General features: G+C 69.3%; 15 protein-coding genes. 7 read left to right on the top strand and 8 right to left on the bottom strand.

What is annotated here, in order from left to right:
- Positions 1-743 precede the first annotated feature (743 nt).
- The 3 genes from CKO31_RS17940 (at position 744) to CKO31_RS17930 (ending at position 9,207) form a co-directional block, all read left to right on the top strand.
- The gene (locus tag CKO31_RS17940; protein WP_200240171.1) at positions 744-1,397 is read left to right on the top strand and encodes a response regulator transcription factor; all 654 of its coding nucleotides are present in this window, start codon (positions 744-746) and stop codon (positions 1,395-1,397) included.
- A 147-nt stretch (positions 1,398-1,544) separates the two neighbouring features.
- Positions 1,545-5,945 carry a CheR family methyltransferase gene (locus CKO31_RS17935; RefSeq protein ID WP_200240169.1) on the top strand — a complete coding sequence of 1,467 codons (4,401 nt, stop codon included), beginning with the start codon at positions 1,545-1,547 and terminating at the stop codon, positions 5,943-5,945.
- A 253-nt stretch (positions 5,946-6,198) separates the two neighbouring features.
- The gene (locus CKO31_RS17930; RefSeq protein WP_200240167.1) at positions 6,199-9,207 is read left to right on the top strand and encodes a M28 family peptidase; all 3,009 of its coding nucleotides are present in this window, start codon (positions 6,199-6,201) and stop codon (positions 9,205-9,207) included.
- 239 nt (positions 9,208-9,446) lie between these two features.
- Here CKO31_RS17930 and CKO31_RS17925 read toward each other — a convergent pair whose 3' ends face one another.
- Complete coding sequence (locus tag CKO31_RS17925; RefSeq protein ID WP_200240166.1) at positions 9,447-9,926, bottom strand: universal stress protein; 480 nt, start codon at positions 9,924-9,926, stop codon at positions 9,447-9,449.
- A gap of 180 nt (positions 9,927-10,106) precedes the next feature.
- Here CKO31_RS17925 and CKO31_RS17920 point away from each other — a divergent pair, with 180 nt between their 5' ends.
- On the top strand, positions 10,107-10,988 hold the full coding sequence (locus tag CKO31_RS17920; protein WP_200240164.1) for a TauD/TfdA family dioxygenase: 882 nt from the start codon (positions 10,107-10,109) through the stop codon (positions 10,986-10,988).
- A gap of 5 nt (positions 10,989-10,993) precedes the next feature.
- Here the strand turns inward: CKO31_RS17920 and pgi are convergent, their stop codons facing one another.
- The 3 genes from pgi to CKO31_RS17905 form a co-directional block, all read right to left on the bottom strand.
- Positions 10,994-12,634: a glucose-6-phosphate isomerase gene (pgi, locus tag CKO31_RS17915; protein WP_200240162.1), complete on the bottom strand. Its 1,641-nt coding sequence runs from the start codon at positions 12,632-12,634 to the stop codon at positions 10,994-10,996.
- Positions 12,635-12,853: 219 nt separating this feature from the next.
- Complete coding sequence (locus CKO31_RS17910; RefSeq protein ID WP_200240160.1) at positions 12,854-13,273, bottom strand: rubrerythrin family protein; 420 nt, start codon at positions 13,271-13,273, stop codon at positions 12,854-12,856.
- Positions 13,274-13,500: 227 nt separating this feature from the next.
- Complete coding sequence (locus CKO31_RS17905; RefSeq protein WP_200240158.1) at positions 13,501-14,460, bottom strand: hydrogen peroxide-inducible genes activator; 960 nt, start codon at positions 14,458-14,460, stop codon at positions 13,501-13,503.
- 275 nt (positions 14,461-14,735) lie between these two features.
- Between CKO31_RS17905 and CKO31_RS17900 the strand changes: the two genes are divergently transcribed.
- On the top strand, positions 14,736-15,596 hold the full coding sequence (locus CKO31_RS17900; protein ID WP_200240156.1) for a metallophosphoesterase: 861 nt from the start codon (positions 14,736-14,738) through the stop codon (positions 15,594-15,596).
- A gap of 64 nt (positions 15,597-15,660) precedes the next feature.
- On the opposite strand, the gene sfsA is transcribed toward CKO31_RS17900, so the two are convergent.
- The 3 genes from sfsA to CKO31_RS17885 form a co-directional block, all read right to left on the bottom strand.
- The gene (gene sfsA, locus CKO31_RS17895) at positions 15,661-16,368 is read right to left on the bottom strand and encodes a DNA/RNA nuclease SfsA (protein ID WP_274607773.1); all 708 of its coding nucleotides are present in this window, start codon (positions 16,366-16,368) and stop codon (positions 15,661-15,663) included.
- Between the two features lie 31 nt (positions 16,369-16,399).
- On the bottom strand, positions 16,400-16,693 hold the full coding sequence (locus CKO31_RS17890; protein WP_200240154.1) for an acylphosphatase: 294 nt from the start codon (positions 16,691-16,693) through the stop codon (positions 16,400-16,402).
- 178 nt (positions 16,694-16,871) lie between these two features.
- Positions 16,872-17,459, bottom strand: a complete 588-nt coding sequence (locus CKO31_RS17885; protein ID WP_242475470.1) for a thioredoxin family protein — start codon at positions 17,457-17,459, stop codon at positions 16,872-16,874.
- A gap of 197 nt (positions 17,460-17,656) precedes the next feature.
- Here CKO31_RS17885 and CKO31_RS17880 point away from each other — a divergent pair, with 197 nt between their 5' ends.
- A complete protein-coding gene (locus CKO31_RS17880; protein ID WP_200240152.1) occupies positions 17,657-18,928 on the top strand; it encodes a NupC/NupG family nucleoside CNT transporter in 1,272 nt (423 codons plus the stop codon).
- A 38-nt stretch (positions 18,929-18,966) separates the two neighbouring features.
- Here CKO31_RS17880 and CKO31_RS17875 read toward each other — a convergent pair whose 3' ends face one another.
- Entirely contained in the window at positions 18,967-19,749 is a 783-nt protein-coding gene (locus tag CKO31_RS17875; RefSeq protein ID WP_322789171.1) for a lytic transglycosylase domain-containing protein, read from the bottom strand.
- A 548-nt stretch (positions 19,750-20,297) separates the two neighbouring features.
- Between CKO31_RS17875 and CKO31_RS17870 the strand changes: the two genes are divergently transcribed.
- On the top strand, positions 20,298-21,326 hold the full coding sequence (locus CKO31_RS17870) for a hypothetical protein (protein WP_306341761.1): 1,029 nt from the start codon (positions 20,298-20,300) through the stop codon (positions 21,324-21,326).
- Positions 21,327-21,513 lie beyond the last annotated feature (187 nt).

Raw genomic sequence — 21,513 nt, 5'->3', positions numbered from 1 at the left:
TACGGGGTACGGGGTACGGGGTACGCAGTCCATCAGTGCGACGCGCGAAGTGCAATGTGCATGTCGCGGCCAGCCTTCAGCCCTCAGCCCTCAGCCCTCAGCCCTCAGCCCTCAGCCCTCAGCCCTCAGCCCTCCCGAACCAGTACCCTCACCGCCACGCATTTCAAACTTCAAAAGAGTGGGCATTAGGACGCAGATCCGGTGCACTCCCAAACCGTCCATCAGGAATGGCTAGAGCATCGCGTCGGGACTGCCCGCTTTGCCGCTGGCAAGGGTCGAAAGGGTACCGTCCGTCAGCGCATCTTGCACCACAACCAGGCTGGTGCTTGTCACAGGCTGCGGGTTGGGGTTTGTATGGAGACGAAGCCCGCCATGTCCGACATCCCCTGACCGGCGTCTCGGGACGATCAGGTCGATCTTGCGGGCGGAGCAGGCCTATGCGACGGTCGACACATGTCGCGGCGACGATGCGGGTGTCGCGCTGCCCTCGCCGGCGGCGCAAAACAAGGCGCCGGATCGGATGCCCCCGCTACGAAATCAAGTGCTGGACCATGCATCCTACCCGCGGCGTGGGTCGTGTGGGACGTGGCAGACCCCCGGGGCAGAGTCCGGCGAGTAGAACAGGCCAGCGTCAATGCCACCGTGCCGGCAACCGCCGGGCGTCGGGCTCGATGCCAGGTCCCGGAACATGCGGCGCACAGCATGAAGTGCTATAGAAGCGACGAGGAGCATCCTTAAATATCATGACGATTCAACCCAGCCGCATTGTCATCATCGACGACCACCCGCTGGTTCGCGCCGGTCTGCGCAGCCTATTCGACCAGGAGCCGGATCTGACCGTGTGCGCCGAGGCGGGCAATGTCCGCGACGCCATCGAGGAGGTTCGCACCCAGAATCCGGACCTGGCGCTGATCGATATCTCGCTCGACGACGGCAACGGCATCGAGCTCATCAAGCGCCTCAAGATGCACGCGCCGGAGCTCAAGATGCTGGTGTGCTCCATGCACGACGAGTCCCTGTTCGCCGAGCGCGCCATCAACGCCGGCGCCCGCGGCTATGTCAACAAACATCAGGTGACCGAGCAGATCCTGGAGGCCGTGCACCATGTCCTGGCAGGCCGCATCTACCTGAGTGAGCAGATGGTGGAGCGAGTCATCAACGGCTTTGCCAGAAAGAAAGACGCCGGCAGCTCCAGCATCGAGACCCTGAGTGATCGCGAGCTGGAGGTTTTCGGACTCATCGGGCAGGGTCTGTCCACGTCCAAGATCGCCGAGCGGCTGCACCTGAGTGTGAAGACGGTCGAGACCCACCGCGAAAAGATCAAGCGCAAGCTCCAGCTCGCCACGGGTGGGGAGCTGATCCGCCACGCCGTGCAGTGGCATATCGAGCAGGCTTGAGACTAGGGGCTAGGGTCGAGCCCAGCAAGCCTTCGGCCCTGAGCCCGCCGCGGACCGCCGGCGGGGTAGCTGTCGCAATCGGGCGTCCGCCCGACCCCGACAGCCACCGGACGCAGACCGATGTCAAACCCAGACGCAGACCCCAGGGTGCAGAGGCCCGACGCTGCCGACGTCCCCGAGCGACGGCGCGACCACCCGCAGGCCCGCAATCACCCACCCGGCGCGCCGGTGGTGGGCGTGGTCTGCTCCGCCGGCGGGCTCAAGGCGCTGAAGGCGCTCTTCGCCGCCGTAGCGCCGGACAGCGGTCTCGCCTGGGTGGTGGCGCCGCACTTGGCGCCGGACCAGCCCAGCATGCTCGTCGAGCTGCTGCAACAGCACACCAGCATTCCCGTCGAAACCGCTGCCGAGAGCCTCGCACCGGCCCCCGACCATGTCTATGTGTCGCCACCGGCGCAAGCGCTCACACTCCGCGGCGGACACATGCGCCTGACGCCGCTGCGCGGCAGCGAGCCGTCCCGGGCCGCATTGGACCGCTTACTGGTCTCGCTGGCGGAAGACCGGGGCGTCGCGGCCATGGGCGTCGTGCTCTCGGGCACCGGTGACGCCGGCGTCGCCGGCCTGCGCGCCATCGTCGACGCCGGGGGCTTCACCGTGGCGCAGCTGCCGGCGACGGCGGACTACGCGGCCATGCCCGAGGCCGCCATCGATGCCGGTCTTGCCGATGCGGTCCTGACGCCGGCGCAGATCCCTGCGGCGCTGCTGGAGCACGTCGGCCCCGGCGACGGTGCCAGCGCGCTGTTGGGATTCTCCGCCGAGCCCGCGGAGCAGAGCGCGCTGCACCGTATCCTGGAGCTGATGCGCACCCGCACTCGGTACGACTTCCGCGACTACCGCCAAAGCATGGTCGGACGCCGGATCCGCCGGCGCATGGAGCTCCTCGGGGCCGCCCGCAGCGAGGATTACCTGGCCCTGCTGCGCGCCGAGCCGACGGAGGTGGAAGAGCTGTACCGTGAGCTGATGATCGGCGTGAGCGGTTTCTTCCGCGATCCGGACGCCTTCGGCGCGCTGCGAGAGCAAGTCATCGAGCCGCTGGTACAGGGCCATGCCGACGAGCAGCCGCTGCGCGTTTGGGTGCCCGGATGCACCACCGGCGAGGAGGCCTACAGCATCGCGATGCTCTTGCTGGAGACCTTCGACGAAGGCGGCCGTGCCGCGAATGTGCAGGTGTTCGCCACCGACATCGACGAGGCCGCCCTGCAGCAGGCCCGACAGGGCATCTATACCGAAGCGGCCCTGCAGGACCTCAGCACGGGGCGCCGGGAGCGCTTCTTCACGAGCCTCGGCGGCGCGCGCCGACAGGTGGTGAAGCCGCTGCGCGAGGCGGTGGTCTTCGCGACCCAAAACCTGCTCACCGACCCGCCCTTCTCCCGCATCGACCTGATCAGCTGCCGGAATGTACTGATCTATCTAAAGCCGGAGGCGCAGGAGCAGATCATCGCCCGCTTCCACTTCGCGCTCAACGAAGGGGGCTTTCTGTTCCTCGGCAGCAGCGAGGCCGTCGGCCGCTATATCAACCTGTTCGAGGCCTTGTCGCCGCGCTGGCGAGTCTTTCGGCGGATCGGCCCGAGCCGACAGGATTCCATCGGCATTGCGCCGGGCAGTACGCAGACGCCGGCGCCGAGCATCGCCTCGCAGCCGGCATGGGCACCGGAGCAGAGGGTCGACGTCAAAGACACCGCGCGCCGGGTGCTGTGCGAGCTGTACGCACCGGCGTCGGTATTGATCGACGCGGGTTACGAGGTCCTCTACTACCACGGCCCCACCGCGGACTACCTGGAGATGCCGAGCGGCGAGCCGACCCGCTCGCTGCTCGAGCTGTTGCGCAAGGGCCTGCGCACGCCGGTGCGCGCCGCCTGCCAGACGGCGCTTCGCGACCGCGGGCCGGTGCGCGTGGCCGAAGCCGAGGCCGTGCGCGGCAACACCCGGGTGCCGGTGGAGGTCCTGGTGTACCCGGTACGCGAGAGCCGCCTCGCCAAGCGGCTGCTGCTGGTGACCTTCCGCGACAGCGGGCCGGCAGAGACGCCGCTGCCGGCCGAGGTGATCGAGCAGACCGCGGGGGAAGCGCACAGCACCATCGATCAGCTGGAATTCGAGCTGCGCGCCACCCGGGACGATCTGGAAAGCACCATCGATGATTGGCGCAGCGCCAACGAGCAGCTCCGAGCGGCCAACGAGGAGGTCATCTCCACCAACGAGGAGCTGCAATCCGCCAACGAAGAGCTACAGACCTCGCAGGAAGAGCTGCAATCGCTGAACGAGGAGCTCACCACCGTCAACAGCCAGATGCAGGAGAAAGTGACGGAGCTGGAGCAGCGCAACAGCGACATCAACAATCTCATCAACAGCTCCAACACCGTCACCGTCTTTCTCGACCGCGAGCTGCGTATCAAGCTGTTTACGCCGGCGTGCCAAGCGCTGCTCAACCTGCGCCCCAACGACCAGGATCGCCCGCTCGCGGAGCTGCAATTTCGCATCGACGACCCGCACCTGCTGGCGGACTGCCGCTCTGTGCTCGAGTCCTTACAATCCGCGGAGCGCCAGGTGGGCGACGGCGCCGGTCGCCAATGGCTGCGCCGTGTGCTGCCCTACCGCGACGCGGAAGACCGTATCGACGGCGTGATCATCACCCTGGTGGACATTACGGCACTGGCCGCCGCAGAGGCGAAGCTGCGCGCCAGCGAGCGCCACTACCGGCGCCTGTTCGAGGATGCTCCCATCCAGACGCTGGAGCAGGACTGGTCTGGCGTGTCAGAGACGCTCAAGGCTCTGGGGCCATCGGCGGCGGATCCGGACTACTACAGCGAGCATCCGCAGGTCCTCGCCGATTGCCGCGCGGGCATCCGCCTCACCGCCATCAATGCAGCGGCGCGCGCACTGCTCGGCATCCCGGAGGACGTGGTAATGCCACGGCAGCTGCCGGCGCTCTGCTGTGCCGGCCAGCTCGACAAGCTGTTGGCCGCCTTCGCCGCCGGCCAGCGCGTCGCATTGTGCGAGGACGTCATCACCGACGCGGCGGGCCGAGAGCTGCCCATGCTCTGTCAGTTCGCCCTCATCCCCGGCAGCGAGACCAGCCTGGAGCGGGTGCTGGTGATGATGCTGGACCTTTCCGCCCAGAAGGCCCTGGAGCGCCGCCTCGCCGACAGCGAGCTGCGCCTGCGCCGGGCGCTGCAAGTGGTGCACGAGGCCGTCTGGGAGTACGACGTCCTGCGCAACCGCCTGTGGTGGAGCGACGAGTACGAGCGCCAGTTCGGCAAGCCCGATTCCCCGCCGTCGCGGGTACGGGACTGGTGGGTCCAGGGTATCCATCCGGCGGACCGGGAGGCCGCCCAAGCCAAGGTTCAGGCCGCCATCGACGGCACCGCCGACGACTGGCAGGCAGAGTACCGCTACCGCCGCCCTGACGGGGACTATGTCGACGTGCTCGAGCGCGGCGCCGTGGATCGGGATGCCGACGGCAAGGCCATGCGGCTGCTGGGCTGCATGCTGGATGTGAGCGATCTCAAGGCCACCCAGCAGGCGCTGGCGGAGCGCGAGGCGCGGCTGCGCGCCGTGCTGGACGCCGCCGCAGACGCCATCGTTACCACCGATGCCGAGGGACACATCCAGAGCTTCAATGCCGCCGCGGAGGCCATGTTCGGCTACAGCGCCGACGACATCTCGGGCACGTCGGTACGCAAGCTGTTGTCCGCCACAGACGCTGCGCAGGCGGACCCGCTGGTGGACCGGGAAGACCGCCAGCCGCAGCTGCTCAATGGTCATCGGGCCACCGGCGACGACTTTCCGCTGGAGCTCTCGGCCCGCTTCGATCCGACCCAGAATCTCTGGGTGCTGGTGGGCCGGGACGTCACGGAGTGGCGCCGCCTGGAGCGGGATGTCATCGACCTCAGCACCCGTCAGCAAGAGGAGCTCGGCCGCGAGATCCACGACGGGCTTGGCCAGGAGCTCACGGCACTGGTGATGCTCGCGCACAGCCTGCGCCGGCAGCTGGACCAACACCAGGCTCAGCAGAGCGCCGAAGCCTTCGCCCAGCTGGAGGACTATCTGCGCCATGCGCTGGAGAGCTGCCGCAGCATCGCCCGCGGGCTGTCCGCGGAGGTCTCGGCGCCGGGGCTGGAGAACGCCCTCGCCGAGCTCGCCGCCGGCATGGAGCGCGCCTCGGGTATCCCCTGCCGCTTCACGCATACCGGCCCGAGCGGCGCCGTCGGCGAGCACCAGGCCGCCCACCTCTATCGCATCGCCCAGGAGGCCCTCAGCAACGCCCTGCGCCACGCCGAAGCCAAGCATGTGGATATGTCCCTGGAGGTGGGCGAGACCGAGCTGACCCTGCGCGTGCGCGACAATGGCCAGGGCATTGCACCCGACGCCAAGCGCGGGCTCGGACTGCGGCTCATGGCCTATCGCGCCGGTATGCTCGGCGGCACCTGTGTGGCCGAGCCGGCGGCGGGCGGCGGCACCCTGGTGGCGTGTCGGATCCCCAGCGCCCGCTGAGCTCGCAGCCCGCGCAGATCTCTGCCCTGCGTCTCCGTCTCCTGCAGGCAGGCCCCGACGGATAGATCCACGGGATTAGCAGAGGTTGCTCGATTTGTCGCGACCCCGGCATGGCCGCACTTGAGGTCCTGGGTCATGGTGCGCGAGCGTCATGGGCGAGCGCGCTCGGCGACCCGGTCCAGAAGGCCGCCGCAGCGGCCCGGTGGCCCCAGGGCCATCAGTCAAGAACCACCATGCGTAGGAATCCATGCACATGCCGAGAATTCAACCTGCCGCAGCGGCTTTGCTGACGGCATTGGGCGCCGCGACCGCGGCCGCCGACACCGACCCTGCCCAGACCTCGGCGGCCGCCGACGGCGGCAACGAGGCGAGGCTGCTCAGCAACACACGCCAGCTGATCTTCGAAGGACGCCGCTCCGGCGAGGGCTACTTCAGCGCCGACGGGCGCTACATGGTGTTCCAGAGCGAGCGCGAGCCCGGCAACCCCTTTTATCAGATCTACCTGCTGGACCTGACCACCGGCGATACCACGCGCATCTCCACCGGCACCGGGCGCACCACCTGTGCCTGGATTCACCCGGACGGCCAGCGGGTGCTCTTCTCCTCCACCCACCAGGACCCGCAGGCCGCGGCCAAGCAGCAGGAAGAGCTGGACAAGCGCGCCGCCGGCCAGGGCAGCCGCTACAGCTGGAGCTACGATCCCACCTACGAGATCTATGAGACCGGCATCGACGGCGGCCCGCCGCGGCGCCTCACCAACGCCCGCGGCTACGACGCCGAGGGCTCCTGGTCCCCGAGCGGGGAGACCATCCTGTTCGCCTCCAACCGCCATGCCTACGCCGCGGACGCGGACGCCGCCACCCAAGCCGCGGTCGCAGAGGACCCGTCGCGCTTCATGGAGCTCTATGTCATGGACGCCGACGGCGGTAATGTCCGCCGGCTCACGGACAAGGAAGGCTACGACGGCGGGCCCTTCTACAGCGCCGACGGCAGCCGCATCGTCTGGCGGCGCTTCGAGCCCGGCGGCAAGACCGCCGAGATCTGGACCATGAACGCCGACGGCAGCGACCAGCGCGCCATCACGGACCTGGGCGTCATGTCCTGGGCGCCCTACTTCCACCCCAGCGGCGACTACATCGTCTTCACCAACAACGCCCACGGCTACGCCAACTTCGAGCTCTACATCGTCGACGCGGAAGGCGAGCACGACCCGGTGCGGGTCACCGACACGCCCGGCTTCGACGGCCTGCCGGTGTTCACGCCGGACGGCGACCAGCTCGCCTGGGCCAGCAGCCGCACCGCCACCAAGCAGGCGCAGATCTTCATGGCCGACTGGGACGACGCCGCCGCCCGCGAGCTGCTGGGGCTGCCGCCCGCCGGCGCCGCGGTCGAGCCCGAGGCCACCGAGGCGGCACCCGCACCGGCCCCGGACCCGGCCGACGCCCCGGCGCTGCCCGCCACCGACGCCGCCGTCAGCGCCGCCGACCTGAGCGCCCATGTGCACGCGCTCACCGCCACCGCGATGGCCGGGCGCCGCACGGGCACCGCGGGCAGCCGGCTCGCCACCGACTATGTCGCCCGCGCCATGACCGCCATCGGGCTCGCGCCGGCCGCCGCCATCGCCGGGGAGCCCGGCGACAGCTGGCTCCAGCCCTACAGCTTCACGGCGGGCGTGACCCTGGAGGACGGCACCCGGCTTGCGCTGCTCGGTGCCGACGGCGCCGAGCAGCCCCTCGCCTTGGACCGGGACTGGCGTCCCCTGCCCTTCTCCGGCACCGGCGCCGTCGCCCCGGCAGCCGTCGTCTTCGCCGGCTACGGCATCGTCGCGCCCGGCGACGACGGCAGCCAGGACTTCAACAGCTACGGCGAGCTGGACGTCGCCGGCAAATGGGTGCTGGCCCTGCGCGACCTGCCCGCCGACCTGCCGGCGGCGCGCCGCCAGGACCTGGTGGAATACGCCGACCCCCGCTACAAGGCCCTGATGGCCCGTGAGCAGGGCGCGCGCGGGCTCATCCTGGCCCCCGGGCCGGACACGCCTGTAAAGGACCAGCTGCTGCCCCTGGCGCAGGAGGCGGGTGCCGGCGGCGGCAGCCTGCCGGTGGTCTCGCTGTCGGCCGCGGCGGCGCAGCGCCTCACTGCGGCGGCCGGGGCGGACCTGCGGGCGCTTCAGGCCCGGGCCGACGCCGGGGAGCAGGCCGCCGTCGCGCTCGACGGCGTGCAGCTGGCCGCGGACATCCGGCTGCGCCCCACCACCGGCCAAGACCGCAATGTCGTCGGGCGCCTGCAGGCCGGCGAGGCGCCGAGCGACCGGGTGCTCGTCATCGGCGCCCATGTGGACCACATCGGCGACGGCCAAGGACTCTCCTCCCGCGACGCGCTCCAAGGGCGCGTCCATCCCGGCGCCGACGACAACGCCTCCGGCGTCGCCGCGATGCTGGAGATCGCCGAGGATCTGGCCGCGCGCCGCCGCACCGGCCAGCTGGACCTGGCGCAGGACATCGTCTTCGCCGCCTGGACCGGCGAGGAGCTGGGCCGCCTGGGCTCGGCCGCGTTCGTGGAGGCGCTGGCGGCGGCCGCCGGCAGCAGCGACGGCAAGGTGGCATCGACCGTGAGCGCCTATCTGAACCTGGACATGGTGGGCCGCCTCGACGATCACCTGTACGTGCAGGGCGTCGGCTCCGGCGACGGCTGGCGCCGGGAGCTGGAGCGGCGGAACGTGCCCGTGGGCCTGCCCCTGCGCCTGCAGGCGGATGCCTACCTGCCGACGGACACCACGTCCTTCTATCTCGCCGGGGTGCCGGTGCTGAGCTTCTTCACCGGCGCCCATGCCGACTACAACACCCCGGAGGACACGGCGGAGAAGCTGAACTACGACGGGCTGACACGCATCGCCCGGCTGGTGGGACTGATGTCCACCGCCCTCGCCGGGGGGGCCGATGCGCCCGCCTACGTGGCCCAGGAGAAGCCGGGCACCGGGGCGAGCCGCGCCAACCTCAGGGCCTACTTCGGCACCATCCCGGCCTATGCCGACGCCGAGGTCGCCGGCGTGATGCTCGACGGCGTCGCCAAGGGCGGGCCGGCGGAGGCCGGGGGTCTGCGTGCCGGCGACGTCATCACCGCCGTCGCCGGGCGCAGCATCGAGAATATCTACGACTACACCTACGCGCTGAACGCGCTCAAGGTAGGCGAGCCGGTGCTGGTGCAGGTGCGCCGCGAGGGCGAAGCGGCCGAGCTGACGGTGACGCCGGTGGCGAGGCAGTGAGAGGGATAGGGGCTAGTCCGTAGGTCGGGCTGAGGCACGAAGCCCGACGCTGCGCCAAACGCAACCGCCCGATTGTCGGGCCTCCTGGCGTCGGCACCGACCTACGCCTTGAGGGTCCGTAGGTCGGGCTGAGGCACGAAGCCCGACGCTGCGCCGAACGCAACCGCCCGGTTGTCGGGCCTCCTGGCGTCGGCACCGACCTACGCCGCAACCATTATCGGGCGGTGCGCGGTCCCGCTTCAGCCCTCGTCCTCCTGCTCGCCGATGCGCACGGCCAATAGGTCGCAGACCTCGTGGCGCAGCAGGGAGCGGGAGATGGAGCCGAACAGGTTGCCGAGCCAGGTATGGTCCCGGGCGCCGACGATGATCAGATCCACGCCGAGGTCCTTGGCCACGTGCTCGATGCTGCGGCCGGTGGGGCCGAACTCGACGATACGGTCCTCCGCGGGCACGCCGATGCGCTCGCCGAGACCGTCGAGCTCCTTGCGGGCCACGTCCACCAGCTCGCGCTCCAGGTCCAGGTCCGACGGCAGCACGGGCTCGGCCATGAAGGCGCCGCCGGCGAGCTCGGTCTCAGGCGGGACGTACTCCACCACATTCAACAGTGTGAGCTTGGCATCGAAGCGATCGCGCATGGCGAGCGCACGCCGCACGACGACCTCTGACTCCGGTGCGAAGTCGACGGCCAGCAGGATATGCCGGTAGGGGTTCTCGGACATGGCGCCCTCCTCGAGTAATTGGGATTCCACCACCAAAGTATATGAAGACCGGCGCGCATGCCTACCGCTGTGTCGATCCGGCGGCCTTGGTCCGCGCGCCACAGATCCGCATCGCGGATGCCGCCGCATCCAGGTCCCTGTAAGATTCCGACCGATGCAACCCCAGCCGCCGCTGTCCCCATGCCTCGCCACGTCACGCCCCTGTCCCTGTCCAACCACGACGCCTACCGCCGCTGGCGGGATGCCAAGCTCGCGGACCTGCCCGAGTCGCCGGCGGACCTGGTGGTGGAGGTCGACGACCCGCGCCGGCTCACGGACGCCGAGGCCGAGGCCATCCGCGAGTGCTGCCGACGCTGGAACATGGCCGTCTATCGCAGCCGGGTCGGCGACGACCCGGACAAGGCCATCCCGCGCCTGCTCGGCGCGCGCTTCGGTCTGCAACGCCTCGACCACAATCCCGGTGCCGACGAGGACGCCATCACCGCCGTGACCATCCAGTCCGACGCACTGCACCGCGGCTTCATTCCCTACACCGATAAGCCCATCGCCTGGCATACAGACGGCTATTACAACAGCCCGCAGCGCCAGATTCGGGCCTTCATCCTGCACTGCGTGCGCCCGGCGGCGGAGGGCGGTGAGAACGCTCTGCTGGACCCGGAGATCGTCTACATCCGGCTGCGAGACCGCGACCCGGCGCACATCCGGGCGCTGATGCACAGCGAGGCCATGACCATCCCGCCGAACGTCGTCGACGGCGAGGAGCTGCGCCCCGCCAGCACGGGGCCGGTGTTCATGAGCGGCGAGGGCGGCAGCCTCGCCATGCGCTACACCGATCGCAAGCGCAATATCCACTGGCGGGACGACGCCGCCACCACAGCTGCGGTGGCCGCGCTGCGTGAGGTGCTCGCCGCCGAGGATACACCGGTGCTGCGCCTGCGCCTGGAATCCGGCTGGGGGGTCATCTGCAACAACGCCCTGCATACGCGCACGCGCTTCAGCGATGCCGGCGAGCCGCGCATGCTGTACCGCGGCCGATACTACGAGCGCATCCAGGGGACCTGAGCCGGTCAGCGCCGCCGCAGGTAATAGCGCAACAGGGCGGTAGTCGACGTATCGTGCTCGCTGCTGACATCTCCCGCCTGGATCTCGCTCAGAATCACCCCAGCCAGCTGCTTGCCCAGCTCCACGCCCCACTGGTCGAAGGAGTTGATGCCCCAGACGATGCCCTGGGTGAAGATCTTGTGCTCGTAGAGCGCGATGAGTGCGCCCAGGGTGTGGGGCGTGATCTGCTCCACCAGCAGGGTGCTGCTGGGCCGATTGCCGTCGAACTGGCGCTGGGGGGCCAAGCGCGCGGCCTCGTGCGAGTCCATGCCGGAGGCGAGCATGGCATCGCGGGCTTCCTCCAGCGTGCGCCCGCGCATCAGCGCCTCGGTCTGCGCGAAGCAGTTGGCGAGCAGCTTGGCGTGATGGTCGCCAATGGGATTGTGGCTCTTGATGGGCGCGATGAAATCCGTCGGAATCAGCTCGGTGCCCTGGTGGATCAGCTGGTAGAAGGCGTGCTGGCCATCGGTGCCGGGCTGGCCCCAGACCACGGGCCCGGTGGCATAGCCCACCCGCGCGCCGTCGCGGGTGACATGCTTGCCGTTGCTCTCCATGTCGCCCTGCTGAAAATAGGCCGGGAAGTGCTCCAGGTACTGGTCGTAGGGCAGGATGGCGTGGGTTCGCGCACCGGCGAAGTCGATGTACCAGACCCCGAGCAGCCCCAGGATAACGGGCAGATTCTGCTCCAGCGGGGCGGTGCGGAAGTGCTCGTCCATGTCGTGGGCACCTTTGATGAGCGCTTCGAAGCGCTCGAACCCGACGGCCAGGGCAATCGGCAGCCCGATGGCGGACCACAGCGAATAGCGACCGCCCACCCAGTCCCAGAACTCGAACATATGCTCGGTGTCGATGCCGAACTCCGCCACCTTCTCGGCATTGGTGGAGACGGCGACGAAGTGATTGCGCACCGCCGCCTCGGAGCCTAAGCCGTCCACGAGCCAGCGCCGGGCGCTCTGGGCGTTGGTCATGGTCTCCTGGGTGGTGAAGGTCTTGGAGGCGACGATGAACAGCGTGGTCGCCGGGTCGAGGTGCTTGAGCGTCTCGGTCAGGTGGCTCCCGTCGACGTTGGAGACGAAGTGCGGCCGCGGCGCTTCGGACTGATACGGCGTCAGCGCCGTGCAGACCATCTTGGGGCCCAGATTGGAGCCGCCGATGCCGATGTTTACCACGTCGCGGATGGGCCGCCCGGTGAAGCCCTGCCAATCGCCGCCGCGCACGCGGTCGCTAAAGGTGCGCATGCGCTCCAAGACGCCGTTGACGTCCGGCATGACATCGCGTCCGTCCACGGACATGGGACGGCCCGAGCGGTTGCGCAGCGCCACATGCAGCACCGCGCGATCTTCAGTGCTGTTGATGTGCTTGCCGTCGAACATCCGCGCCCGCCAGGTCTCCAGGTCCGCCGCTCGGGCGAGATCGAAGAGCAGCGTGAGGGTCTCGTCGGTGATGATGTGCTTGGCGAAGTCCAGGTGCACGCCAGCGGCATCTGCGCACAGGCGCTCGCCGCGGTCCGGATCCGCGGCGAAGAGATCGCGCATGTGCATCTGCGCCATGCGCTGCCAATGCGCGGCGAGGGCCTGCCAGGCCGGGGAGGAGTCGATGAGCGCCATGTTTACAACCTCGTTCCTGCCGGGATGGGGACCGGAATTGCCGATCCAGCAGCATGCTCCGAGTCTGGACCCGTCCACCGGATCGATGTATTTCACCGCTGGCGGCTGCGCACAAAAAAAGGGCGCAACGCGCCCCTTCTGTCGTGCCGAGGGCCGTCCGTAGCGGGTATAGCATACCCGCTGCGGTGGGCTCCAATCGGCGCTTCGCCGATGGCCGGCTCAGGCGTCCAGATTGTCCAGCGCCTTCTGGAAACGATTGGCATGGGAGCGCTCGGCCTTGGCCAGGGTCTCGAACCAATCGGCGATCTCGTCGAAGCCCTCGTCGCGCGCCGACTTGGCCATGCCCGGGTACATATCGGTGTACTCGTGGGTCTCGCCGGCGATGGCGGACTTCAGGTTGACGTCGGTGCCGCCGATGGGCAGGCCGGTGGCCGGGTCGCCCACCTGCTCCAGGTACTCCAGGTGCCCGTGGGCGTGGCCGGTCTCGCCTTCGGCCGTGGAGCGGAACACGGCGGCGACATCGTTGTAGCCTTCCACGTCGGCCTTGGACGCGAAGTACAGATAACGGCGGTTGGCCTGGGATTCGCCGGCGAAGGCGTCTTTCAGGTTTTGTTCGGTCTTGCTGCCTTTGAGCTCCATGTTTGGATCCTCTGGGTTGCGTGCTGAGCGGTGCTCAGGGATGGGGGTCGCCGATGGGGTCGCCGTCAAGGTCCTGCTGCCGCGAGCGCGGCGTCGGCGCGGGCCCGCGCTGCTCGCTGGCGCCCGGAGGTGCTCGCGCATGAGCGCCGGCGTGACTATCGCCGGAACATTACCCCTCGCCAAATGGGGCAGCAATTGTTTGTTCCAATGGTCCCCATAGTACGACTTTATCCGGTGTCGAGCTGCGATTGCTCGGGCCCGCCGGTCGGCTCCCTGGCAATCCCGTCCCCCAGATTCGCAGCACGCACAGCGGCTGCCACGGCATCGACAGCCCCCAAACGCGGGAAGGACTTACGCCACGCGAGCGCCACCCGGCGCGACGGCGCGGCACCGTCGAAGGGCCGGGCACAGACGATCTGGCCGCCGAGTCGATCCTCGCGGGCCGCACTCATGGGCAGCACAGTGATGCCGACGTTGCTTGCGACCATGCAGCGGATGGTCTCCAGCGAGCCGCCCTCGAGGCCGCCGTCGATACCCGCCGTACCGCCGTTGGCGCACTGTGGGCAGATCTCCAGGACTTGATCGCGGAAGCAGTGGCCGGGCCCCAGCAGCAGCACACGCTCCCCGGCCAGTGCCGCCGGGTCGATGGCCGGGCGCGCCGTCCAGGGATGGCTGCCGGGCAGCAGCACCACGAAGGCCTCGTCGTACAGGGTCAGGGTCTGGATGCCCGGCTCGTCGAAGGGCAGGGAGATCACGATCACGTCCAACTGGGCACGCTTTAGCCGATCCGCCAGCACCGCCGTGAAGTTCTCCTCGATCATCAGCGGCATGGACGGCGCCGTACGGTTCAGCGCCGGCACCAGGCGCGGCAGCAGATAGGGCCCGATGGTATAGATGGCGCCCAGGCGCAGCGGCCCGACCAAGGGATCACGTCCGCTGCGCGCGACCGCCAGCACGCCTTCGGCCTCCTCCAGTACTCGCTGCGCCCGGGCGACCACGGCGGCGCCGATCTCGGTGATGCTGACCTCGCCGCTACCGCGCTCGAAGAGACTGACACCGAGCTCCTCTTCCAGCTTTTTGACCGCCACACTGAGCGTCGGCTGGCTGACACAGCACGCCTCGGCGGCGCGGCCGAAATGCCGCTCGCGGGCCACGGCGACGACATAGCGCAGCTCGTTGAGCGTCATCGGTCAGGCTCTCCGGGGTTGCTCGGCACGCGCCCTACGTGTACGTTTCGCTACGAGCGGCTCGCCCGTACGGCGCCAACGTCCCCACCGGCACGGGAACAAACACCCTGGATGCGCAGGTGCGGGCTGCATGAGCGCCGGCCAGGGCTCCCGGAAGACGTCGGCTGTGGCTGCGATGCCTATCACGAATCGGTAATAGTTACTTGCCCACGGCGCCGGCCCTGATACAAGCTCGGGGCTCGACGCCCATCAGGGGCGGCTCCGAACGATAATCCATGGCCGACACCGACGCACCAACGCCGCCCGCGGGCGACAGCGGCCACGCGCAACAGCAGCAGCCTGCAGCCGCACCGTACCGGCTTTTACAGCTGACCGACCTGCATTTGTTCGCGGACCCGCAGCGGCGCCTGCTCGGGCAAAACACGCGGCGCACGCTGGAGTCGGTCTTGACACTGGCCCAGACCAAGTACTGGCCGCCGGACGGCATCGTCCTCACCGGCGACCTGGTCCACGACGAAGAGCCGGGTGCCTACGATGTCTTGCGCCGGCGCTTCGACGGCTTGCGAATACCCTATCACTGCATTCCAGGCAATCACGACCGCCTGGACCTGCTTGTGGGTCATCTGGACGCCGGCGCCGCCTCGGCGCTGCGCCTGGTCACCGCCGGCGCCTGGGACCTGCTGCTGCTGGACTCCACCCTGCCGGCGCAGGCAGGCGGACACCTGGATGAGGGCGTGCTGGCGGGTATCGCGGAGCATGCCGCAGCCGCTAGCAAGCGGCCCACGCTGGTGTTCCTGCACCATCACCTTGCGCCCATGGGCAGCCATTGGATCGACACCATGCAGGTGGACAACGGCGCCTCAGCCCTGGCTGCGCTTGCGCATCACCCGCAGCTGCGTGCGGTGATCTGCGGCCATGTGCACCAGCATGCCGAGCAGGAGCACGGCGGGGTGCGTCTGCTGGCAACCCCGTCCACCTGCGTGCAGTTCCTGCCGGACAGTGATCGGTTCGCCCTGGACACGCTCACCCCCGGATACCGCTGGCTGGACCTCTATCCGGACGGGCGGCTCACCACCGGCATCGAGCGCACCGCGGCCTACCCCGAGCCCCTCGTTCCGGCCACCGAAGGCTATTGAGCAGCGTCGCGGACAGCGGCGATCGCGCCCGATCCGAGCCTGCTCCGCGCCCGAGCGCATGGCGTCAGATCCGGGGCCGTGCGAGGTCGAGCGCCACCGCGTCGCCGACGGTGATGCCGTCGCACCCGTGCACCATGCGCACCGCAAGCAGCTCCACCCCGGTGGCGGCGGCCGCCAATAGGGCCTCGCCGTAGGCGGGGTCGATGTCCCAGGCGGGCGCGAAGCGCTCGCCCTCGGCGCGATTGAGCGCGAACAGCATGACGCCGCGCCGCCCGCCGGCCACCGCCGCCGAGAGCAAGGCGAGGTGCTTGCGCCCGCGCTCGCTCTTGGCATCCGGAAAGCGCAGATGCGGCCCGTCCAGCAGGGTGACGTTCTTCACCTCCACCAGGGCGGCTGGTCGGCTGCCCTCGTCGAGTGCGATGTCGATACGCCCCGCCTCGCCGCCGTCCGCAGCGAAGGCCACTTCGCGGCGCAGCCGCCCATAGCCCGCGAGCGCGGAGATGCGCCCGGCGGCGATGCCCTCGGCCATGACCTGATTCGGGCGCTGGGTGTTGACGCCGACCCAGCCGCCGCCCATGTCCACGCGCTCCAGTGTCCAGCGCAGCTTGCGGCGCGGATTGTCCGCCTGCGAGAGCTGCACCGGAGCGCCCGGGCGCCAACAGCTCAGCAGCGTGCCCGTATTCGGCACATGCGCGTCGACACGCTGGCCGCCGGCGAGCTCGATCTCGGCGACGAAGCGGTTCGGCCGGGCCAGGATGCGTCCGGCGTGCAGTGCGGGCAGTCTCAGCGCAGGCGCTCTCGCGTCAGCCGGTGGTGAAGCCGCTGAGGGCCTGATAGGCCAGGGTCTCGCAGGCCACGCCCGTCACCTGCGCCTGGGGCGGGCCGCGGCGCAGCCACTCGCGCAGGGCGTTGACCGCCTCCGGCTCGCCGCAGGCGAGCACCTCCACGCGGCCGTCCGGCAGGTTGTGCGCGTGGCCGCTCACGCCGAGGCGCAGCGCCTCCTCGCGCGCGGAGGCGCGGAAGAAGACCCCCTGCACCTGCCCGGCGACGGTGCAGCGCAGACAAATGGCGTTGTCGGTGTGCTCCGATGTGGTCATGGCGGTTTCCGTCAGCGGCTGCGGTGAGGGTCTAGGTTGATGCCGATGATTGGCCTTGCCTTACCAAGATCGGCACGGCGCTCGAAAGCTCGAAACCGCTGCCGATGCGTCAACATCATCGCAAACGGTCTCCGGATTCCTGGGGCCGTGCACTCGCGCGCCGCTTGGGGGCCGTGCACTAGCGCGCCGCTTGCCGGTCATCCGCCTGCGCGCGCTTGTACTTGGTGAAGGTGGTTTCCTTATAGGCTTCGTCGACGACATAGCGGCCGAGGAGCATGAACTCCTCTGCGTCTCGGGTCGCGCCCGTGTAGCGGGCCACCAGGTTGCCGTCGAGGTCGAAAAACGCGAACACCGGGGTGGCGCGCACGCGGTGGTCCTGTAACGCGAAGTCCTTTTGCGCCTTGGTCTCGCCGCTGAAGGTCGTCACCTCGATGTCGCCTTCGACGTCGACGGGAAAAATCAGGAAGTGCTCCTTGAAGTAGTCCTGCACCCCGGGCTGATTCAGCACCGTGGTCTTCATACGGTGGCAGAACGGGCATTCGTCCATCTCGAACATCAACAGGATGCCCTGCTTGCCTTCGTCGCGGGCGAGCGCGAGCTCTTCGGTGAAGTCACCGAAGGTCTGATCGAAGAAGTACTGGCCAGGGTCGCGGCTGGCGGCGGCCTCGATGCGCTCCAGGCCGGCGCCGAGCACGAGCAAGCCAAGCAGCGCCGCCAGCAGGGCGCGCGCGCCCCGGCGCGGGTTGGGCATGTGCGTCTGGGTCATGGGAGACCTCCCGGATGGTGAAGGCCCGAATTGTGCTGCGCCCGCCCAGCCTTTTCAACGCCAAGCGCTCGATGCTCGCCGCAGCAGCGCCAGTCGGGCTGCGGCACCCGCTGGCGGGCGCGGGCACGGTCGGGGCGCTACACTGCCCGCGGCGCGGCGACCCATGCCCGTCCATGCAACCGCACACGGAGCCGTCCATGACGGACTTGCTGCTACAGGGCGCGCGCGGCGTGCTCGGCATCACCGCCCTGCTGGCTTTTGCCTGGGTGCTGAGCGAAGACCGTGCCGCGGTGCGCGCGCGCTTGGTCCTCGGGGGACTGACCTTGCAGCTCGCCGTCGCCCTGCTGTTGCTGAAGCTGCCGGCGGCACAGCAGTTGTTTGTGGCCGTCAACGCACTGGTGCTGGCGCTGAGCCAAGCCACCGAGGCCGGCACCAGCTTCGTCTTCGGCCACCTCGGCGGCGCCGCGGCCCCCTATGAGGTGGCCTATCCCGAGAACAGCTTCGTCCTGGCCTTCCGCGCCCTGCCGCTGGTACTGGTCATCGGGGCCCTGGCGGCGCTGCTGTTCCACTGGCGCATCCTGCCCGCAGTGGTGCGGGGCTTCGCCTGGCTGCTGCAGCGCAGTCTCGGCGTTGGCGGTCCGCTCGGGCTCGGTGCCGCGGCCAATGTCTTTATCGGCATGGTCGAGGCGCCGCTGCTGATCAAGCCCTATCTCACCGCCATGAGCCGCAGTGCACTCTTCGCACTGATGACCACGGGCATGGCCACCATCGCCGGCACGGTCATGGTGCTCTACGCCGCCCTGATCGGCGATGCGGTCTCCAACGCGCTGGGCCACATCCTCACGGCCTCCCTGGTGAACGCCCCGGGGGCGCTGGTGATCGCGGGTATCCTGGTACCGGCGGCGCGCAGTGCGGGGCCGTCGGCCGCCGACGACCTGCCCGCGGTCGGGCAGCGCTATGCCGGGGCCATGGACGCCGTGACCCGCGGCGCTCTGGACGCCCTGCCGCTGCTGCTGAACATCATCGCGATGCTCATCGTGATGGTGGCGCTGGTGAGCTTGGCCAATACGGCCCTCGACTTGCTGCCGGCGGTGGCCGGTGCGCCCCTGACCCTGGAGCGATTGCTCGGCTGGCTATTCGCGCCGGTGGTCTGGCTGATCGGTATTCCCTGGCAGGAGGCCGCCGACGCCGGCCGACTCATGGGCATCAAGACAGTACTGAACGAGCTGCTGGCCTACATGGAGCTGGCGGCGCTGCCCGAGGGCACCTTGAGCGAGCGCAGCCGGCTGATCATGACCTATGCCCTGTGCGGCTTCGCCAACTTCGGCAGCCTGGGCATCATGCTGGGCGGCCTGGGCACCCTGGCACCCGAGCGGCGCAGCGAGGTGGCGGCACTGGGGCTGCGCGCCATTCTCGCCGGCACCTTAGCTACGCTGATGACCGGCGCCCTGGTGGGGATGCTGCTCTGACCCCCGCCGCTGGCCGACCGTGCCGGCGGGGGCGGCGATCAGTTGTCCTCCGCGGGACGCTCGAGCACGAACATGGGCTTGGTATCCGGGCCGATGTCGTGGGCGGTCGGGTCCAACGGCGGGATGCCGAGCGACGGTCGCACCTTCAGCGACAGGCCCGAGAGACCGGCGCTTCGCATGCGCCTGGCCCGCTCGCGCTGGGTGAGCCCGCGGTACTTGCCGCCGCCCGCCTGGGCCATGGCCGGAGTAAGGCTGATGCCGGTGATCTGACGTGCCTTGCCGGAGTAGGCGCCGACGCCCTTGCGGCTCAGATAGGCAGTGAGCACGCGATGGGTGTAGCGCTGCGTCTCCGGATAGGTGACGAAGCCGCCGTGGCGCGCCAACGCGCCTTCGCCAGCGTTGTAGGCCATCACCGCCTTGCCGATGCCGTAGCGCGACACCAGCCGCTTCAGGTGCCGGGTGCCGATGCGCACATTGGTCTTGGCGTCGAACAGCGCCGCCACCGAGTCCACGCCGTAGTCCGCAGCCGTCTCCGGCATGAGCTGCATCAGACCGACCGCCCCGGCATGGGACACGGCGTGGGCGTCGTAGCCCGATTCCGCCCGCACCACGGCGTGCACCAGATCGCGCTCCAGGCCGGAGCGCTTGGCATAGCGGTCGATGAGCGCATTCACGGCCGCGCGGCTCGGCCGCGGGGTCTGCGGCGGCTGCGGCAGCGCGCTTGGCTGCGCCTCACCGGCGGCTGCCGGCGACTGTGCGCGGGTGCTCTCGCCGGCTTGCGCGGCGAGCGGCTGCGCCGCGACGGCGAGCAGTCCGAGCACGCCAAGGCCAAGGGGCGTCAGGCGCAGCCTTGCGCGGGCGTAGGGAATGCCCGACGACGGCGGCGGCGCGGACCCTTGACGAAGGTCCTGCTCCTGACGAAGGTCCTGGTCCCGACGCGACAGCGCCTTGCGACGGCGTCCCCTGGCTGCTCGGCTTGCGGTTCGGTGCTGGCTCCGGCGCGCTACTGGCATCACGGCTCGCTTCTATAGTCAGTGGACGATCCGACCGCGATTGCCGCAAGGCCCCGCGCATCGGTGTCGGTCAGGTGGTGGCAGACGGCCGGCGCTTGCGGAAACGGCGGCCGCGACGGGACCAACGGTTGCCTAATGACAGGCAATAATAGACCTTATGAGCCCAAGACCCATAATCTTTCAGGTGCTTGCGACGTACATTTTAGGTTGTTTAAGCAGTTGCAATCGCGCGTTGACAGCACCGAAAATGGTCGGGCCTCGCACCGAATGGATCTCAGCATCCGCCCATCGGGGGTTCAAGGCATCGCCCCGCCGCTGAAACCTACCGCCGCCGCGTTGGAGCAACGCCGCCCAGCATGCAGTTGGAGCCCGATCATGGCGCCGTCGAGCGCTCGACCTCGAACACCGACGACCCTGGCCCCGCCAACGGTGCCATTGCCGAGGTGGGCGGGCGCACCTGTATCTATATGGACGGGTACTGGATCAAGTACTACGAGCCCCCGCCGGAGGGCCTCCAGGCCAAGAAGGCGCTGATCGAGGCGCTGACCCGCCGCCTGTTCAACCACGTCGAGCACGGTATCAACATCCCGGGCATGCGCCTGGCGGAGGCTCGCGCCGCTTACGAAGGGGAAATGGACCCCGAGCGCAAGCGGGTCAATGGCGCCATGCTCGCCGGGGCGCTGTTCAACCGCGCCACGACCATTTTCACCAAGCTCGTGGAGCTGCAGGCCGATGGCGTCCAGGTGGAGCCCGACGACGCCTTGATGCAGGAATGCGGCGACTATCTGCTGGAGGCCCTGGAGCTCGGCCGCTTGGTGCGCCACCGCGGCGGCGACGAGGGCATCGACGAGCTCTGGGGCGAGCCCTTCAAGGCCTTCAGCCAGCCCATCGCCACCTTCTACCAGAGCCGCTACGTGAAGATCGCGCAGACCATGCGCGATATCGACCGGATCACCGCCACCATTGCCGCCACCTTCGACGGCAGCACCCAGCTGCCGACGCTGCGCCCACTGCTGGACGACCTCGCCGAGGCCGCCAAGCGCAAGACCGAGATCCTGCGCACGGACCCCGTGATCTTCACGGTTTGGCCGGCATTCGTCGTAGCCAGCGACAAGCTGCGCCGCGTGCAGCCCTATCTGCCGCCGGCGCCGACCCTGCGCCAGATCCACGAGGCCCAGGAGAGCAACCGCATCCTCAAGGTGGGCACGGCCCTGGTGAGCCACATCGTGCGCGCCCGGGTGCCTATGCCGAAGAGCACCCGCGAGCTGATCGACCAGTGCGACCGCTTCCGGCGCAGCTTTCTCGACCACCAGCCCGGTGCCGCCGAGCCCGGCGCGCCCGGCGCCGAGTCCGACACACCCGGGGGGGAGTCGCCGCTGGGCTGAAGCCGCCCCCATTCGCACCGCCACTCCCGTGGGAGCGGCCTCTGGCCGCGACGACAGTGGCAACCGCCTCAGCGCATCGTCGCGGCAGGGATGCCGCTCCCACAACCGCAGCCGCCGTGGGAGCGGCCTCTGGCCGCGACGCCCGTGGCAGCCGCATCAGCGCACCGTCGCGGCAGGGATGCCGCTC

This window comes from Thiohalocapsa halophila (genome assembly GCF_016583825.1).
Taxonomy (GTDB): Bacteria; Pseudomonadota; Gammaproteobacteria; order Chromatiales; family Chromatiaceae; genus Thiohalocapsa; species Thiohalocapsa halophila.
Note: the sequence above shows the minus strand (reverse complement) of the source record. Positions and strands in the feature narration are given on the sequence as shown.

What these genes read in the sequence shown, in the direction of transcription:
- CKO31_RS17940 (WP_200240171.1), top strand. Translation starts at nt 744, where the DNA reads ATGACGATTCAACCCAGCCGCATTGTCATCATCGACGACCACCCGCTG.
- CKO31_RS17930 (WP_200240167.1), top strand. Translation starts at nt 6,199, where the DNA reads ATGCCGAGAATTCAACCTGCCGCAGCGGCTTTGCTGACGGCATTGGGC.
- CKO31_RS17925 (WP_200240166.1), bottom strand. Translation starts at nt 9,926, where the DNA reads ATGTCCGAGAACCCCTACCGGCATATCCTGCTGGCCGTCGACTTCGCA.
- CKO31_RS17920 (WP_200240164.1), top strand. Translation starts at nt 10,107, where the DNA reads ATGCCTCGCCACGTCACGCCCCTGTCCCTGTCCAACCACGACGCCTAC.
- pgi (WP_200240162.1), bottom strand. Translation starts at nt 12,634, where the DNA reads ATGGCGCTCATCGACTCCTCCCCGGCCTGGCAGGCCCTCGCCGCGCAT.
- CKO31_RS17910 (WP_200240160.1), bottom strand. Translation starts at nt 13,273, where the DNA reads ATGGAGCTCAAAGGCAGCAAGACCGAACAAAACCTGAAAGACGCCTTC.
- CKO31_RS17905 (WP_200240158.1), bottom strand. Translation starts at nt 14,460, where the DNA reads ATGACGCTCAACGAGCTGCGCTATGTCGTCGCCGTGGCCCGCGAGCGG.
- CKO31_RS17900 (WP_200240156.1), top strand. Translation starts at nt 14,736, where the DNA reads ATGGCCGACACCGACGCACCAACGCCGCCCGCGGGCGACAGCGGCCAC.
- CKO31_RS17890 (WP_200240154.1), bottom strand. Translation starts at nt 16,693, where the DNA reads ATGACCACATCGGAGCACACCGACAACGCCATTTGTCTGCGCTGCACC.
- CKO31_RS17885 (WP_242475470.1), bottom strand. Translation starts at nt 17,459, where the DNA reads ATGACCCAGACGCACATGCCCAACCCGCGCCGGGGCGCGCGCGCCCTG.
- CKO31_RS17880 (WP_200240152.1), top strand. Translation starts at nt 17,657, where the DNA reads ATGACGGACTTGCTGCTACAGGGCGCGCGCGGCGTGCTCGGCATCACC.
- CKO31_RS17870 (WP_306341761.1), top strand. Translation starts at nt 20,298, where the DNA reads ATGCAGTTGGAGCCCGATCATGGCGCCGTCGAGCGCTCGACCTCGAAC.